The sequence below is a fragment of the Streptomyces sp. NPDC002536 genome, assembly GCF_053594995.1.
Genome location: NZ_JBSFWU010000013.1, coordinates 1 through 13,358 on the forward strand (window position 1 = coordinate 1; position 13,358 = coordinate 13,358).

17 protein-coding genes and 1 pseudogene are annotated in these 13,358 nt (G+C 70.7%); 11 read left to right on the plus strand and 7 right to left on the minus strand.

What is annotated here, in order from left to right:
- Positions 1-567 precede the first annotated feature (567 nt).
- On the plus strand, positions 568-912 hold the full coding sequence (locus ACWD4B_RS07285) for a zinc ribbon domain-containing protein (protein WP_451419858.1): 345 nt from the start codon (positions 568-570) through the stop codon (positions 910-912).
- Positions 913-987: 75 nt separating this feature from the next.
- On the opposite strand, the gene ACWD4B_RS07290 is transcribed toward ACWD4B_RS07285, so the two are convergent.
- Both ACWD4B_RS07290 and ACWD4B_RS07295 read right to left on the minus strand, forming a co-directional pair.
- Positions 988-1,605 (minus strand): cation transporter, encoded by a 618-nt coding sequence (locus ACWD4B_RS07290; RefSeq protein WP_451419859.1) that lies wholly within the window; start codon positions 1,603-1,605, stop codon positions 988-990.
- A gap of 68 nt (positions 1,606-1,673) precedes the next feature.
- The gene (locus tag ACWD4B_RS07295) at positions 1,674-2,036 is read right to left on the minus strand and encodes an ArsR/SmtB family transcription factor (RefSeq protein ID WP_451419860.1); all 363 of its coding nucleotides are present in this window, start codon (positions 2,034-2,036) and stop codon (positions 1,674-1,676) included.
- Positions 2,037-2,240: 204 nt separating this feature from the next.
- Between ACWD4B_RS07295 and crcB (ACWD4B_RS07300) the strand changes: the two genes are divergently transcribed.
- The 4 genes from crcB (ACWD4B_RS07300) (at position 2,241) to ACWD4B_RS07315 (ending at position 3,853) form a co-directional block, all read left to right on the plus strand.
- Positions 2,241-2,726, plus strand: coding sequence for a fluoride efflux transporter CrcB (gene crcB / locus ACWD4B_RS07300; protein WP_451419861.1), 486 nt, complete (start codon positions 2,241-2,243; stop codon positions 2,724-2,726).
- Positions 2,723-3,088 carry a DUF190 domain-containing protein gene (locus tag ACWD4B_RS07305; RefSeq protein WP_451419862.1) on the plus strand — a complete coding sequence of 122 codons (366 nt, stop codon included), beginning with the start codon at positions 2,723-2,725 and terminating at the stop codon, positions 3,086-3,088. The genes crcB (ACWD4B_RS07300) and ACWD4B_RS07305 overlap by 4 nt, the downstream gene beginning before the upstream one ends.
- The gene (gene crcB, locus ACWD4B_RS07310) at positions 3,085-3,459 is read left to right on the plus strand and encodes a fluoride efflux transporter CrcB (RefSeq protein ID WP_451419863.1); all 375 of its coding nucleotides are present in this window, start codon (positions 3,085-3,087) and stop codon (positions 3,457-3,459) included. The genes ACWD4B_RS07305 and crcB (ACWD4B_RS07310) overlap by 4 nt, the downstream gene beginning before the upstream one ends.
- An 82-nt stretch (positions 3,460-3,541) precedes the next feature.
- Complete coding sequence (locus tag ACWD4B_RS07315) at positions 3,542-3,853, plus strand: DUF3759 domain-containing protein (protein ID WP_451419864.1); 312 nt, start codon at positions 3,542-3,544, stop codon at positions 3,851-3,853.
- Here the strand turns inward: ACWD4B_RS07315 and ACWD4B_RS07320 are convergent.
- The 3 genes from ACWD4B_RS07320 to tdh form a co-directional block, all read right to left on the minus strand.
- Positions 3,832-4,248, minus strand: coding sequence for a PPOX class F420-dependent oxidoreductase (locus ACWD4B_RS07320; protein WP_451419865.1), 417 nt, complete (start codon positions 4,246-4,248; stop codon positions 3,832-3,834). The genes ACWD4B_RS07315 and ACWD4B_RS07320 overlap by 22 nt on opposite strands.
- Positions 4,249-4,345: 97 nt before the next feature.
- Positions 4,346-5,533 carry a glycine C-acetyltransferase gene (locus tag ACWD4B_RS07325; protein WP_451419866.1) on the minus strand — a complete coding sequence of 396 codons (1,188 nt, stop codon included), beginning with the start codon at positions 5,531-5,533 and terminating at the stop codon, positions 4,346-4,348.
- A gap of 41 nt (positions 5,534-5,574) precedes the next feature.
- Positions 5,575-6,615, minus strand: a complete 1,041-nt coding sequence (gene tdh, locus ACWD4B_RS07330) for an L-threonine 3-dehydrogenase (RefSeq protein WP_451419867.1) — start codon at positions 6,613-6,615, stop codon at positions 5,575-5,577.
- A 108-nt stretch (positions 6,616-6,723) separates the two neighbouring features.
- Here tdh and ACWD4B_RS07335 point away from each other — a divergent pair, with 108 nt between their 5' ends.
- Complete coding sequence (locus tag ACWD4B_RS07335; RefSeq protein ID WP_336415280.1) at positions 6,724-7,638, plus strand: LysR family transcriptional regulator; 915 nt, start codon at positions 6,724-6,726, stop codon at positions 7,636-7,638.
- Between the two features lie 15 nt (positions 7,639-7,653).
- Here the strand turns inward: ACWD4B_RS07335 and ACWD4B_RS07340 are convergent, their stop codons facing one another.
- Positions 7,654-8,673, minus strand: coding sequence for a terpene synthase family protein (locus ACWD4B_RS07340; RefSeq protein WP_451419868.1), 1,020 nt, complete (start codon positions 8,671-8,673; stop codon positions 7,654-7,656).
- Positions 8,674-8,816: 143 nt separating this feature from the next.
- Between ACWD4B_RS07340 and ACWD4B_RS07345 the strand changes: the two genes are divergently transcribed.
- Entirely contained in the window at positions 8,817-9,725 is a 909-nt protein-coding gene (locus tag ACWD4B_RS07345) for a helix-turn-helix domain-containing protein (RefSeq protein ID WP_451419869.1), read from the plus strand.
- A gap of 70 nt (positions 9,726-9,795) precedes the next feature.
- Positions 9,796-10,028 (plus strand): annotated as a pseudogene (locus ACWD4B_RS07350) (transposase); the annotation flags it as partial.
- Positions 10,029-10,185: 157 nt separating this feature from the next.
- Here ACWD4B_RS07350 and ACWD4B_RS07355 read toward each other — a convergent pair.
- Positions 10,186-10,560 carry a hypothetical protein gene (locus ACWD4B_RS07355; protein ID WP_451419870.1) on the minus strand — a complete coding sequence of 125 codons (375 nt, stop codon included), beginning with the start codon at positions 10,558-10,560 and terminating at the stop codon, positions 10,186-10,188.
- Positions 10,561-11,038: 478 nt separating this feature from the next.
- On the opposite strand from ACWD4B_RS07355, the gene ACWD4B_RS07360 reads away from it, so the two are divergent.
- The 3 genes from ACWD4B_RS07360 to ACWD4B_RS07370 all read left to right on the plus strand — a co-directional run bounded on the left by ACWD4B_RS07360 (position 11,039) and on the right by ACWD4B_RS07370 (position 13,330).
- On the plus strand, positions 11,039-11,341 hold the full coding sequence (locus tag ACWD4B_RS07360) for a DUF7677 family protein (RefSeq protein WP_451419871.1): 303 nt from the start codon (positions 11,039-11,041) through the stop codon (positions 11,339-11,341).
- 279 nt (positions 11,342-11,620) lie between these two features.
- Positions 11,621-11,938 carry a hypothetical protein gene (locus ACWD4B_RS07365; RefSeq protein ID WP_451419872.1) on the plus strand — a complete coding sequence of 106 codons (318 nt, stop codon included), beginning with the start codon at positions 11,621-11,623 and terminating at the stop codon, positions 11,936-11,938.
- 66 nt (positions 11,939-12,004) lie between these two features.
- Positions 12,005-13,330: a tetratricopeptide repeat protein gene (locus ACWD4B_RS07370; RefSeq protein ID WP_451419873.1), complete on the plus strand. Its 1,326-nt coding sequence runs from the start codon at positions 12,005-12,007 to the stop codon at positions 13,328-13,330.
- Positions 13,331-13,358: the final 28 nt, after the last annotated feature.

Consider the following 13,358-nt stretch of genomic DNA (forward strand, 5'->3'; position numbering starts at 1 on the left):
GCGCGCCCCGTCCGGGGCGCGGGGAACTGCGCGACAAGCCACCGACGGCCTGCAGCCGACGCATTGCCCCTGGGGTCCGGGGCGAAGCCCCGAGAACCTCGACTGCGGGCGCGTCGTGGCTGATCGCGCAGTTCCCCGCGCCCCTGACGGGGCGCTGCGGTGCCGCGCGACGAAGATCCGCCGGACAGGCCCTAGCGAGGAACCCCGGGTGTGCACGCCCGGGAGGAATCGTTTCTCAATGTTGCTCTGGCTTGCGCGTGTTCACGGTTCTCGCCCTGTTGTCAGTGCCTCTCGATAGACTGCTCGGGTGAGGGTCGTTGTGCAGGTGAAGCTGTTGCCGGAGGCCGGGCAGGCCGCCGCGCTGTCGGCGACTCTGCACACGGTCAACGAGGCAGCGAACTGGGTGTCTTCGGTGGCGTTCGAGCGGGCAACATCAAAGCCGGGAACCTCGGCAAGCCCGGGTCGGAGCGGCGCCGGAAGGCGGAGGCGAAGCCGGTCGTTTTCCGTTCCGAGGCCGCGCAGCCGTACGACGACCGGTGTCTGAGCTGGCAGTACGATGCGCAAACGGTGAGCATCTGGACCACCGTCGGACGCATCAAGAACATCCGCTTCGTCTGCTCCGCTGACGCACTCAAAACACTCCGGGCGTACCGTAAGGGCGAGTCCGACCTGATCGCACGCGACGGCGCGTTCTACCTGATCGCGGTCTGCGATGTTCCCGCCCACACCTCGCAGCAGTGCTCCGGGTGCGGCCACACCGACAAGAAGAACCGGGCGAGCCAGGGCCTCTTCATCTGCCGGAACTGCGGGGTCGTTGCCCACGCGGACCGGAACGCTTCCCGCAACCTCGCCCGCAAGGGCGCGGCCGCGTGGAACGCGGGGCGTGAGTCACGCGTCCCTGCCACCCCATAAAGGGGTGACTGGACGGAGGAGCCCACCCGGCAGCCAGTTGGGCACTACCTCCACACCCGGCCGATCACGACCGGGTCAAGTTGACCAGCCGCATTCCTCGCCGCGCCAGGCTTCGACGCCCTCGCGTACGGCGAGGCCGGCGACGAGCAGCCCGACGGCGGGGTCGAACCACCACAGTCCGAAGAGGGTGTTGGCGAGGAGTCCGAGGAGGACGGCGGCGGCGAGGTACGCGCACAGCAGGTTCTGCGTGCCCTCACCGGTGGTGGCGCCGGAGCCGAGAATCGCACCGAGTCGGCGCTTGGCCCGGCCCAGCCACGGCATGACGATCAGTGAGGCGACCGACAGGGCGATGCCCAGCGGGCTGGTGGCCGGCTTCTCGGCGGTGGCCAGGGCGGAGACGGCGTCGTAGGCGATGTACGGGCCGAGGAGGAAGAAGGTGGCCGCGACCGCCTTCTGCGCGCGGGCCTCGGCGGTCTCCGACAGGGTCCGGGAGCCGCTGAAGCGCCACACGATGACCACCGATGCGAGGCCCTCGACGACCGAGTCCAGGCCGAAGCCGAGCAGCGCGACGGAGTGGGCCAGCAGTGCGGCGATGACGGCGACCAGGCCCTCGGCGGCCATGCAGCCCAGGGAGATCCACGACAGCAACTTCGCCTTGCGCGCTGCCGCTTGCCAGGCCGCGTCCCGTGCCACCGCCGGACGGCAGCACGTATCCGTGCACCCGGGTGCGCAAGTACACCTGTCGTCTTGCCGGTTGCCACTCACGTGTCGGCCTCCCGCCCGTAGTCGGGGCACAGCGCGACCGCGTTGCCGGTGGCTTCCAGCACGGTCTCGGCCGCGCCGAGCACGTCGAGGAGCGCGGGCTGGGTGAGGGCGAACACCGAGGCCCGGCCCACGGGCCGGGAGCCGACCAGCCCGCACTCGCGCAGGCAGGCCAGGTGCTTGGAGACGGTCGACTGTGCCAGACCGAGCTGGTCGACCAAGTCGACGACGCGAGCCTCGCCGCGTGCGAGCCGCTGCACGATCGCGAGGCGGGCCGGGTCGCCGAGCGAGCGGAACAACGCGGCAGCCGGCGCCAGCTTGCCCCGCTCCTCGACAATCACTGAGGGAGTTGTCATCGCCATATGGCGATGATAGCGCGATGCCGGACGCCCTGCCGGTCGCTGCGGTGCGCGGTATTCTGGCTGCTGGTGGCGCCCCTTGCAGGAGGCGTCGAACGGCGGTGGGGCCCGCCGTACCCGAACCGCAGCACCATCCGCCGCCAACGGTCCCTACTTGCGATCCGAGTGCACCCGTATCCGGGTGCCGGCGAGTAGGAGCAGTGCATCGTGACAGAGTCCCGCGACGTCCGGGCCGTACAGGAGCCCGCCGATCCCGGCATCGAGCAGGCGGGACGGTTCCCCCGGCGGCGGCCCTCGGGCCAGGGGCCGGTCGTGGCCGTGGTCGCACTGGGCGGCGCCATCGGCTCCGCCGCCCGCTACGGCGCCTCCCTCGTCTGGCCGACCGCCCCCGGTGCCTTCCCGCGGACGACCCTGCTCGTGAACGCGACGGGGTGCGCGGTCATCGGCGTGTTCATGGTCGTCATCACCGACGTGTGGGCGGCACACCGCCTGGTGCGGCCGTTCTTCGGCACCGGCGTCCTGGGCGGCTTCACGACCTTCTCCACCTACGCGGTGGACATCGAACAGCTGGTCGGACACGGACGCCCCGGGTCGGCCCTGGCCTACCTCGCGGCCACGCTGCTCTCCGCACTGGCGGGGGTATGGACCGCCGCCGCCGCGACCCGCGGCCTGATCTCCCGGAGGATGCGATGACGCGGCTGAACGGCAGCTCCCTGCGGCTGACCATCTTCATCGGCGAGGACGACACCTGGCACCACCGGCCGCTGTTCACCGAGATCGTCCACCGCGCCCACGCCGCCGGCTTTGCCGGGGCGAGCGTGTTCAAGGGCATCGAGGGCTTCGGCGCCTCCTCCCTCGTCCACACCACGCGCCTGCTCTCGCTCAGCGAGGACCTGCCGGTCGCCATCGTGATCGTGGACACCGAGGAGCGCATCCGCGGCTTCCTGCCGCAGCTGGACGAGCTGGTCGTCGAGGGCCTGGTCGTCCTCGACGAGGTCGAGGTCCACCGCCACATCGGCCGCAGGAAGAACAGGAAGAAGGAGCACGGATCGTGAGCTGGCTGTTGGTGATCATGGGAGCCGTCGTCGGCGCGCCCGCGCGGTATCTGACGGACCGGGCAGTGCAGAGGCGGCACGACACCGTCTTTCCCTGGGGCACCTTCACCGTCAACGTCATCGGCTGCCTGATCCTCGGCCTGGTCACCGGCGCGGTGGCGGCCGGGGCCGCGTCGTCGCACGTGCAACTGCTGCTCGGCACCGGCCTGTGCGGGGCGCTGACGACCTACTCGACGTTCTCCTACGAAACGCTGCGGCTGGCCGAGGACGGGGCGCGGTTCTTCGCCGTCGCCAACGTGCTCGGCAGCGTCGCCGCCGGCCTCGGCGCAGTCTTCACCGGCACCGCTCTCGCCCACGCCCTGTGGAGCTGACCGGCCGGACCCCGGCACCGCGCCGTAACCCGTTTGCGTCACCCGGTGTGATGCCGCGACCGTGCCGGGCAACCCTGGACCCGTGGACTGGTATCCCGAGGATTCCGAAGGCGCCTACGACACGGTCGTCAACGCCCCGCACCGGGCCAGGCTCAGCCACGAGCTGATGGCGGCGGCGGCCGCGTACGCGGCGATGAAGGCCTACGACCTGCACGTGGCGCGCAACGGCAAACCGGCCGACCGCGCCGCCGCCAGGGAGTTCCTCGCCGGGCTGGCAGGGGCGTTCGTCGACCGGATGGTGCAGACGAAGGGCCTGGACCACATCGACAGGACGCGGGTGAAGCTCCAGGCGCAGGAACGGGCGGAGACGGCCTACTTGGAGGAGTTCGAGTAGTCGCCGAACCGCAACTCGTAGTGCAGCGTCCGGTCCCGCTTGAGGCGATGGGTCAGCGGCACCAGCACCCCGTGGAGGAAGGGGTGTTTGCGGGCGAGGCACTTCGCGGCGTGCCGGTTCTCCTCGCTGCCCTGCTCGACGAGGCGTGCGCGCGCCGGCACGGGCGGCCCGGTCGGCGCGCCGCGCATCGTGGAGGGGCGGATCTCCACCTCGGGGTTGTTGCGCATGCGTTTGGCCTTCCACGCCGCGCCGAAGGTCCGGATGTAGGCGTGGTCGCCGTCGACGGCGATGTTGACCGGTGTGCCGACGGGCGTGCCGTCGCGCTTGTAGGTCGTCAGCAGGACGACGCGCTGCTTGATGAACGGAACCAGGTCAGGACTGGTCGGATTGGCCATACGGCCCATCCTGCCCGGGCGGAGGCGGCCGTCCAACCCCCGGGAACGCGCCCGCCCGCCCCGGACGGATCCGGGGCGGGCGGGCAGGCGGCGCGGATCAGGCCGTGGCGCCGATGGCGTCGCGGACCTCGCGGAAGGCCGCGACCGTGCGCAGCACGTCCTCGCGGGAGTGCGCGGCGGACAGCTGGACGCGGATGCGGGCCTTGCCCTTGGGCACCACGGGGTAGGAGAAGGCGATCACGTAGATGCCCTTCTCCAGCAGCTCCGCGGCCATCCGGGCGGCCAGCGCGGCGTCACCGACCATCACGGGGGTGATCGGGTGCTCGCCGGGCAGCACCTCGAAGCCGGCCTCCGTCATCTCCTTGCGGAACAGCGCGGTGTTCTCCCGCAGCCGGATGCGCCGGTCGCCGGACTCGGCCAGCAGGTCGAGCACGCGCAGCGAGGCGCCGACGATCGACGGGGCGAGGGAGTTGGAGAACAGGTACGGGCGCGAGCGCTGCCGCAGCAGCTCCACGATCTCGGCGCGCGCGGCGACGTAGCCGCCGCTGGCACCGCCGAGGGCCTTGCCGAGGGTGCCGGTGATGATGTCGACCCGCTCGGTCACCCCGAACAGCTCCGGGGTGCCGCGGCCCTCCTCGCCGACGAAGCCGACGGCGTGCGAGTCGTCGACCATGACCAGGGCGCCGTAGCGCTCGGCCAGGTCGCAGATCTCGTCCAGGGGGGCGATGTAGCCGTCCATGGAGAACACGCCGTCGGTGACGATCAGCTTGTGGCGGGCGCCGGAGGCCTCCTTCAGGCAGCGCTCCAGGTCGGCCATGTCGCGGTTGCGGTAGCGGAATCGGGCCGCCTTCGACAGGCGGATGCCGTCGATGATGCTCGCGTGGTTGAGCTCGTCGGAGATCACCGCGTCCTCGGCGCCCAGCAGCGTCTCGAAGACGCCGCCGTTGGCGTCGAAGCAGGAGCTGTAGAGGATCGTGTCCTCCATGCCGAGGAACCGGGAGATCTTCTCCTCGAGCTCCTTGTGCGGCGCCTGGGTGCCGCAGATGAACCGGACGGAGGCCATGCCGAAGCCCCAGTCGTCCAGCGCCTGCTTCGCGGCCGCGATGACCTCGGGGTGGTCGGCGAGGTCGAGGTAGTTGTTGGCGCAGAAGTTCAGGACCTTGCCGTCGCCGACGCTGATGGCCGAGGACTGCGGGCTGGTGATCACGCGCTCGGACTTGTACAGGCCCGCGTCGCGGATGTCCTGCAGCTCCTGGCGCAGGTGCTCGCGCATGCCGTCGAACATGGGGGACTCCTCGTGTGGTCGTGCGTCAGGGGTGGGCGGCGTCAGGGGGCGGTCGGCCGGGTCCAGTCGATGACGACCTTCCCGCACTGGCCGGAGCGGGCCGTCGCGAACGCCTCGGCGTGCTGCTCGAAACCGAAGCGGTGCGTTATCACCGGCGAGATGTCGAGGCCGCTGCGCAGCAGGACGGACATCGCGTACCAGGTCTCGAACATCTCGCGCCCGTAGATGCCCCGCAGGGTCAGCATGCGGGTGACGACCGTGGCCATGTCGATGCTCACGTCGCCCGTGGGCAGGCCGAGGGCGGCGATGCGGCCGCCGGGCGACATGGTGGCGATCATGTCCTGCAGGGCGTCGGCGCGGCCGGACATCTCCATGCCGACGTCGAAGCCCTCGGTCATGCCGAGCTCCGGCATGACGTCCGCGATGCGCCGGCTGCTGACGTCGAGGGCGACGGTGGCGCCCATCTTCTGGGCCAGGGCGAGCCGGTAGGGGCTGACGTCGGTGATCACGGTGGAGCGGGCGCCCGCGTGGCCGGCGACGGCCGCGGCCATCATGCCGATGGGGCCGGCGCCGGTGATGAGGACGTCCTCGTTGAGGACGGGGAAGGACAGCGCGGTGTGCACGGCGTTGCCGAACGGATCGAAGATCGCGGCGACGTCGATGTCGATCTCGTGCCGGTGGACCCAGACGTTCGACTCGGGCAGGACCACGTACTCGGCGAACGCGCCGTCGGTGTGCACGCCGAGGCCGACCGTGCGGATGCACAGGTGACGGCGGCCGGCCATGCAGTTGCGGCAGGTGCCGCAGACCAGGTGGCCCTCGCCGCTGACGATGTCGCCGGTCTTGACCGCGTTCACGCCGGGGCCGGTCTCCACGACCTCGCCGGCGAACTCGTGGCCGACGACGAGGGGGGCGCGGACCACACGGGCCGCCCAGTCGTCCCAGCTGTCGATGTGCAGATCGGTACCGCAGATGCCGGTGCGCAGTACCTTGATCAGAACCTGCCCGGGACCCGCCTGCGGCGTCGGTACCTCGGTCAGTTCGAGACCCGGCCCAGCCGTGGTCTTCACCAATGCCCTCATGGAACATCACTTTGCGCCGTGCACCGCTGTGAAGTCCATCAACATTTTTCCACACCACTTGTGAAGCAGGGCTTCATGAATGCCGTGGGCGAATGCGATAGTGAACGGGTGATCGACCCCCGCCGCCTGCGCGTCCTGCGCGCCCTCGCCGACCACGGCACCGTCACCGCGGCCGCGCACGCCCTCTACCTCTCGCCCTCGGCCGTCTCCCAGCAGCTGGCCGCCCTGGAGGCGGAGACCGGGCACGCCCTGCTGGAGCGCCGGGGCCGCACCGTCCGCCTCACCGCCGCCGGCAGCGTCCTCGCCCGGCACGCCGACGAGATCTCCGCCCAGCTGGAGCGGGCCGAGGCCGACCTGGCCAAGTGCTCCACGGGCCTGGCGGGCGAAGTCACCATCGCCGCCTTCGCCACCTCCATCACCGAGGTCGTCGCCCCCGCCGTGGCCGCCCTGGGACGGCGGGCGCCCCACGTGCGGGTCCGCGTCAAGGACGCCGAGGGCCACGCCAGCGCCCGGCTGCTCGCCGACGGCGGGGCCGACATCGCCGTCGCCGTCGAGCACCGCGACTCCCTCGCCCCCGGCGGCCGCCAGCTGCTGTACGCGCCGCTGTACGAGGAGCCCTTCGACGCGGTGCTGCCGCCCGGCCACCGGCTGGCCGACAAGCCCGAGGTGGACCTCACGGACCTCCGCGACGACCCCTGGATCACCCCCTGGCCGGGCAATCCCGTCCACGAGGCCGTGCTGCGCGCCTGCGAGGAGGCCCGCTTCCAGCCCAGCGTCGAGTGCCTCTCCGACGACTTCTCCGCCGTCTGCGCCCTGGTCGCCGTCGGCGCCGGCGTCGCGCTCGTCCCGCGCTCGGCCCTGCACGGCATCCGCCCGGCCCTCACCCCCGCCGTCCGCCCCCTGCGCGGACCGGGACCGACGCGCCGCGTCTTCACGGCCGTCCGCCGTGGCAGCGAAGGGCACCCCCTGCTGCAGATCGCCCTGGCCGAACTGCGCGACCGGGCGGCCGCGCTCACGGCCTGACCGGCGCCCGGCCGGTCATTGTCCCGAAAAGGCATAGGCCGCGGACGTGCCCAGCCCACAGGGTTTCCCCAGGGTTCCGGCCGTTTCCCGGCCGAAGCGGCCGGTCAGCTCGTGCCACAAGTACGAGCCCGCCAGCGCCTCCTGCAGGGACTCGACGAACCGTACCGCCTCGGGCGGCACGGCCGCCGGGGCCTCGGCCAGAGTGTCGACCCTGGCGGTCAGCAGGGCATCGACGATGGCACCGGCGTCACGCAGATTCAGCCCGAGGGCCGTGCGGGCAACCTCCACACCGTTGTTGCCCACGGTGCCCTCATCGATCTCCCGGTCATAGGACACGATGTCGTTGTGGAGGCTGATGGCGTCCACGAACGCGTCCACGGCGGTGCGGAACTCCCTGCAGCGAAGCACGTCCGGAGGGAGTTCACCCATCGCGTGCTCCATGAGCACGGCGGTGAACTGCAGACCGCCGAAGTCGCGGCGGGCCCCCAGATACTCGATCAGGTCGGTCACCGCACGGTCGACGTGCTCGAGCTCCCACAGCACCCCGTCAAGGAAGCGCCGCACGCTGCTGATGAACCGGTCGCGCCAGAGCGGGCTCATGGTGGCGGCCGTGCCGGTCCACAGAGCGGCGAAGGCCCGTTCCACGGGATTGCCCGGGCTCAGCGGCCGCGGTAATCCGTCCAACGGCAGGAACAGCATCAGCCGTTCCACCTGGGCCGCAGCCGACGCCTGGTCGTGGTCGCGCCGGTAGAGCGGCAGGAACAGATCGTCGACGAACCACAGCGCGACATGCCAGGCCGTGACCAGGTCCAACTCGCAGGCATCGGCGTCCGGATGGGTCAAGGCGATGAACAACGGGAAGTCGGCCTGATCGAACTTCTCCTCACTCCACCTCTGCGGCCACTCCAGGTACTCCTCGTCGAACATGCCCATCTGCCGGGCCCACTCCTTGACATGTGCGCGGGCCTGGTCGACATGAGGGTTGAGACGGGACTGGAACGGCATGTGGAACTGCGGCTGCGGAAGGGATCCCATGGCCAGGTGCTTCCCTTCCGAGTCCCCGTGATGCCAGAGTTCACCACTGAGGGGGAACCGGGCCGCACATCTTGACCGTGAGCGGGGCCCACTAGACTGGGAACTCCCGCCGAGAGAGGCCCGACACCGTGTCCCCTGACGGAATGTGGAGCATCGGAGAGCTCGCCGAGCACGCAGGCGTCACCGTCAAGACCGTCCGCTTCTACTCCGACCGCGGCCTGCTGCCCGAAGCGGCCCGCAGCGCCGGCGGCCACCGCCGCTACGGACCCGAGGCGCTCGACCGGCTGCGCATGATCCGCTCCCTGCGCACGCTCGACCTGCCCGTCCCCGACGTGGGCCGCGTCCTCGACAGCGAGGACGCCCTGGAGGACGCCATCGCCGGGCAGTTGCGCGAGCTCGGCTCCCGACTGGCCGCCCTGCGCTGGCGGGAGGCCGCCCTGCAGCTCCTGCGGAACTGCACCCCCGAGGAGCGCGCCGAACGGCTGCTCCTGGTCGGCGCCATGACCACCCCGCCCGACACGGCGCCCATGGCGCGCTTCTGGCGGTACTGGCTGCCCGCACGGCTCCCGGCGCGGCTGGTCTCCGCCATCCTCGAACGCGCGGTTCCGGAGCCTCCTGCGGATCCGGCACCGGCCCACGTGCTGGCCTTCGCCCGCATGCACGCCCTCGTCACCGGCTCCTGCGCGGGCAACGACCGTCAACAGCCCGAAGTGCACCGGCCCGACGGCGACTACCGGCCGGCCGTGCTCTACGAAGGCCTCATCGAGGCGTTCGCCCTGGCATCGCCGGACCTGCAGACCGGCCGGCCGCCCCGCGAGGGCGAGGCACTCGACGCCTTCGTCGACGCCCACGCCCGCGCCTGCGGCACACGCGACACCCCCGCCTTCCGGCACCGTCTCGGCACCATGCTGGCCGCGGAACCCCGCATCGACCGGTACTGGCAGCTCAAGGCCGAACTCTCCGGCCCGTCGTCGGAACCGACCCCCGGCGCCGCCCACGACTGGCTCCACGCCGCCCTGGACACTCAGCTCGCCTGCCGCGTCGCCGCCTGAACCTGCTCCTTGATCTCCGTCTGCGTCGTGCAGCGCTGAGGCGTTCGCCGGACGCTGGGGCCGCCTTCAACTGACCGCGCGCGGGGACGAGCTGTTCGAGCTGGTGGACACGTCCCGGCTGCGGCAGGTGCTCGCCGGCCTGCCCATGCCTCAGGCCGCCGACGGGCACCTGGTCCTCGCGGCCGACATCAGCCGCCGGCTCCGCCCCGACGGCCCCCACGAGCGCGGACCGTTTGTTCTGCCACGTCTACGGCCGCAACGGCCGCTCCTCGGATCAGTGCCATACCCGGCTGGCCATACGCCGACTGCTCGCCGTACTGCTCGATGTGGTCGTGGACGATCTGGTGATCGGCAGCGCCGCGCACCATCCGTGGGTCGCGCGGCACGTCCTCGACCTGGCTGAGGCAGAGCGGGCGCAATCGGGAGCGGGAGCGCACAGGGTGGTACCGCGCTGTGTCTGTCAGGTCGTGATGGCCACCCAGTCGCCGGTCCGCTCCTTCGGGACCACGATGCTGCCGGAATTGATCGAAGCGCCGTCGCACTTGGCGTTGTAATACGTGGTGTAGGAGACCTTTCCGACCCACCAGTAGCCGTCGAGGTTCGTCCACTCGCCTCCCTCGGTGTAGAAGCAGCGCGAGGTGACCTGTATGCCGTTCTGGTTGGTCCCGCTGACCCGGATCGAGTAGGGGTTGGGGAAGCCGGGCCTGTTGATGTTGTGGTAGACGATCTGCTGGCCGTTGGATCCCGCTGCCGCCGTGCCGGCTCCACCGACAACGGAGGAGACGGCCAGGCCGGCGCCTGCGACGCCCATGAGCGTCTTCTTGAGTGCGTTCATCACAGGATCCCTCAATGCATCAGAAACGGTTGCGTGGTGCGGTTCTTCCCTGCGGGGACCGCGGTGTACAACCTATGGCGGTGCGGGGACAGCATCCGGTGTTCCGTTGCACAGTGAGGCGACTCTTCCGGTGTCGGAATGCACAGTGAGCGAGACGCGTTCGCGCTCAGCTCGGTGAGCAGTCGGCGGTCGTCGATGGGCCGGCCGACCGCGAACGACGGTACATACATCGGGTGCGGCCGCCGGAACCGTAGACGGTGAGGGCTTGTGCTCACCGTGAGTGGTCACGGGGGGCAGTGTCGCCAGATCTCTGCGCTCTCGGCAGCGAGTTGGGCGGTGGGACGGGGCCTGGATCACGAGGCGGCGGATCGCCGACGTGCGTCCTTGCTGGATGGGGAAGCTCAGGTGGCGGAGGCGGATGATTGTGGTGGGCGAGGGGGGTGATGTCGGTGGTCCGACCACCTTGCATGATGTGCCCATGGAGCACCTTCCCGTCGATGTACGTTCCGCTGTCAGGTTCTTCGCGTTCTACATCGCCAACGGCACGATCGATCTCGACCTGCTCGACGGGATCGACTACAAATCGGAGCTCATGGCGTCCGGATCCGCGTTGGAGATGGCCTTCGCGGTTTTCACCAACGTTCTCCAGGTCGACGAGGCGGGCAGTGTTGTCAACGAGGGCGATGCCCAGCACCGGGCGGCGCAATGGATCCGCGGCTACTGTGATCCTGGCTACCGGGTCGATCCGCCCTTTGAGGCATGGGAAACCGAGCTCCACTGAGGCATGGGAAACCGGGCTTCATGGGCCCTGACAAGCCCGGCCCCGTCCCTACGCCGCAGCCCTCACGACCGACACCTGGCCCGCCGGACCGCAACGAACACCGGTTGAGCACTCGAGGTCCCGTTCGTCGGCTGCCCCTCGGGGGATGTCTACCTGAACGCCAGCCCGCCCGTCCGCAGCTCGGCAGTACCCTGACCTGCGACAGCCCTCTTCGGGGAGGACAGCCGTGCGGTGCACGGCTACGTGAGGAAGTCGCAGGAGTGAACCCGTGAGGCCGGCATGACCAATCCCGACAGCGTGTGGCGGCTGATGAGCGGCGGCACCCTCGTCGGCACCATCACCATCGATGACGCCGACATGCCCTGGCTGCGCGGCCGTTTCCTCCCCGAGCCGGCCTTCGGCCGGTTCAAGCTCTGGTTCGACGAGGTCAACGCCCTCGTCGAGGCCGAGGAGTTCGAACGATTCGACGATGCCTACGACCGCATCGAAAATGCCCTGACCCTCATGTCACCGTCAGGCCCCGTTGCCGAATTCCTCCTCCACATCGACCAAGACCGCGCTTGGTTCCGCTGGGACGGAGAACCAACGACAGGTTAAAACTCAAGCTGAACGGGCAGTCAATCCATTTGCATCTGCACCGATTCGTGGCAGAACATGGTCCGCATGTTCGCACGCAAGAAGAAGAACTCGCCGCAGACCCCGGAGATAGCCGAGGCCCTGGAGCTGGTCGCCGCCGGCGACGTCCCCGGTGCGCTACGGCTGGTTCGCGGCCGCGAAGAGGAGCTGCCGATCGGTGAGCTGGCCGCACTGCTGACCCGGGCCGCGGCCGCAACGGGGTTCGAGGACCTGGAGCAGGCGGCCCGCCGGGCCGCCGCCGAGCCCGAACAGCCGCAGGCCCTCTACGAGTACGGGTACGCCTGCATCGAACGCGGCCTGCCGGACGCCGCCGTGCCCGCCCTGCGGCGCGCGCTGGAGCTCGTCCCCGAATCGGGCGCGGTCCTGCGCGAGTTGGTCGCCGCCTACGAGGAGACCGGCCGTCACGACAGGGCCGCCGCGGTCCTCGAAACCCGCGAGGAGACGCTCGGCGACTGGCCCGACCGTTACCTGCTCGCCTGGAACGCGGCCATGGCCGGCCGCCTCGATCTGGCCCGGCACCAGACAGGCCTGCTGTCCGCACCCGACGACGAGCGCTGGCACCCCGCACACGGGCGCCTGCAGCGCATCGTCCGGCGCGCCGAGGCCCTGCGCGCTGCCTCCGCGCCGGTGCCCACACCCCTGCTCGGTGAACAGGACCTGCGCGGCTGGCAGTTCGTCATCGCCGGAACGGTACTGGGCACCCTGTCCCCGTACGGCTTCGGCGCGGGGATGAACGGGCGCTGGGCCTGGCTCCAGGACTCGCCCGAACTGTGCCGCCAGGGACTGCTGCGGCTGCGCACCGCGCTGTCCGCCGCGGACCTGCACCCCACCACGGTCTCGCTCCTGCCCGACCGTTCCAGCCACATCCTCGGCCTGGCGGCGGCCGAGCTGCTGGGCCTGCCCGCGGTCCCGTTCGAGCCCGCCCGCACCGACACGGTCGTGGTCGCCTACGACCTGTCCGAGGCGGACCCCGAGCTGTTGACCGCCCTGCACGAGCGCACCGCCGGTCAGGTGCTGCACGAGCACGCCTCCTGCTGGACGGACACCCCGCCGGTGACGCCGGACAGTGCGGCGCTGCTCGTCCAGAGCGTGGTCCCGCCGTGGGGTTCCCATCTGGAGATGGGGGAGAACGGTGAGGTGGAGCATGCGGCGGAGGACTCCCGGCCGGCCGAGGAGATCGCGGCCGGGATCGTCCGGGCCGATGCCGCCGAGGACGACGCCGAGGACGAGGCTCCCGAGGACCACGACGAGGCCTTCGCCGCCTTCGTCCGCGCTTCGGCCGCCCACTGGCTCCAGGGCGACCGCACACGGGTGCCGGCGAGCGGCCCGGTCCCCGGCTCCCGGTTCGCATGACCCGACGGGCGGGTGTGCTCCCGCGGGC

Bases quoted from the DNA above. Each gene is read 5' to 3' on its own strand.
- ACWD4B_RS07370 (WP_451419873.1), top strand. From the start codon at position 12,005: ATGTTCGCACGCAAGAAGAAGAACTCGCCGCAGACCCCGGAGATAGCC.
- tdh (WP_451419867.1), bottom strand. From the start codon at position 6,615: ATGAGGGCATTGGTGAAGACCACGGCTGGGCCGGGTCTCGAACTGACC.
- ACWD4B_RS07360 (WP_451419871.1), top strand. From the start codon at position 11,039: ATGGAGCACCTTCCCGTCGATGTACGTTCCGCTGTCAGGTTCTTCGCG.
- ACWD4B_RS07325 (WP_451419866.1), bottom strand. From the start codon at position 5,533: ATGTTCGACGGCATGCGCGAGCACCTGCGCCAGGAGCTGCAGGACATC.
- ACWD4B_RS07320 (WP_451419865.1), bottom strand. From the start codon at position 4,248: ATGGCCAATCCGACCAGTCCTGACCTGGTTCCGTTCATCAAGCAGCGC.
- ACWD4B_RS07305 (WP_451419862.1), top strand. From the start codon at position 2,723: ATGACGCGGCTGAACGGCAGCTCCCTGCGGCTGACCATCTTCATCGGC.
- ACWD4B_RS07365 (WP_451419872.1), top strand. From the start codon at position 11,621: ATGACCAATCCCGACAGCGTGTGGCGGCTGATGAGCGGCGGCACCCTC.
- ACWD4B_RS07295 (WP_451419860.1), bottom strand. From the start codon at position 2,036: ATGGCGATGACAACTCCCTCAGTGATTGTCGAGGAGCGGGGCAAGCTG.
- ACWD4B_RS07340 (WP_451419868.1), bottom strand. From the start codon at position 8,673: ATGGGATCCCTTCCGCAGCCGCAGTTCCACATGCCGTTCCAGTCCCGT.
- ACWD4B_RS07345 (WP_451419869.1), top strand. From the start codon at position 8,817: ATGTGGAGCATCGGAGAGCTCGCCGAGCACGCAGGCGTCACCGTCAAG.
- ACWD4B_RS07355 (WP_451419870.1), bottom strand. From the start codon at position 10,560: ATGAACGCACTCAAGAAGACGCTCATGGGCGTCGCAGGCGCCGGCCTG.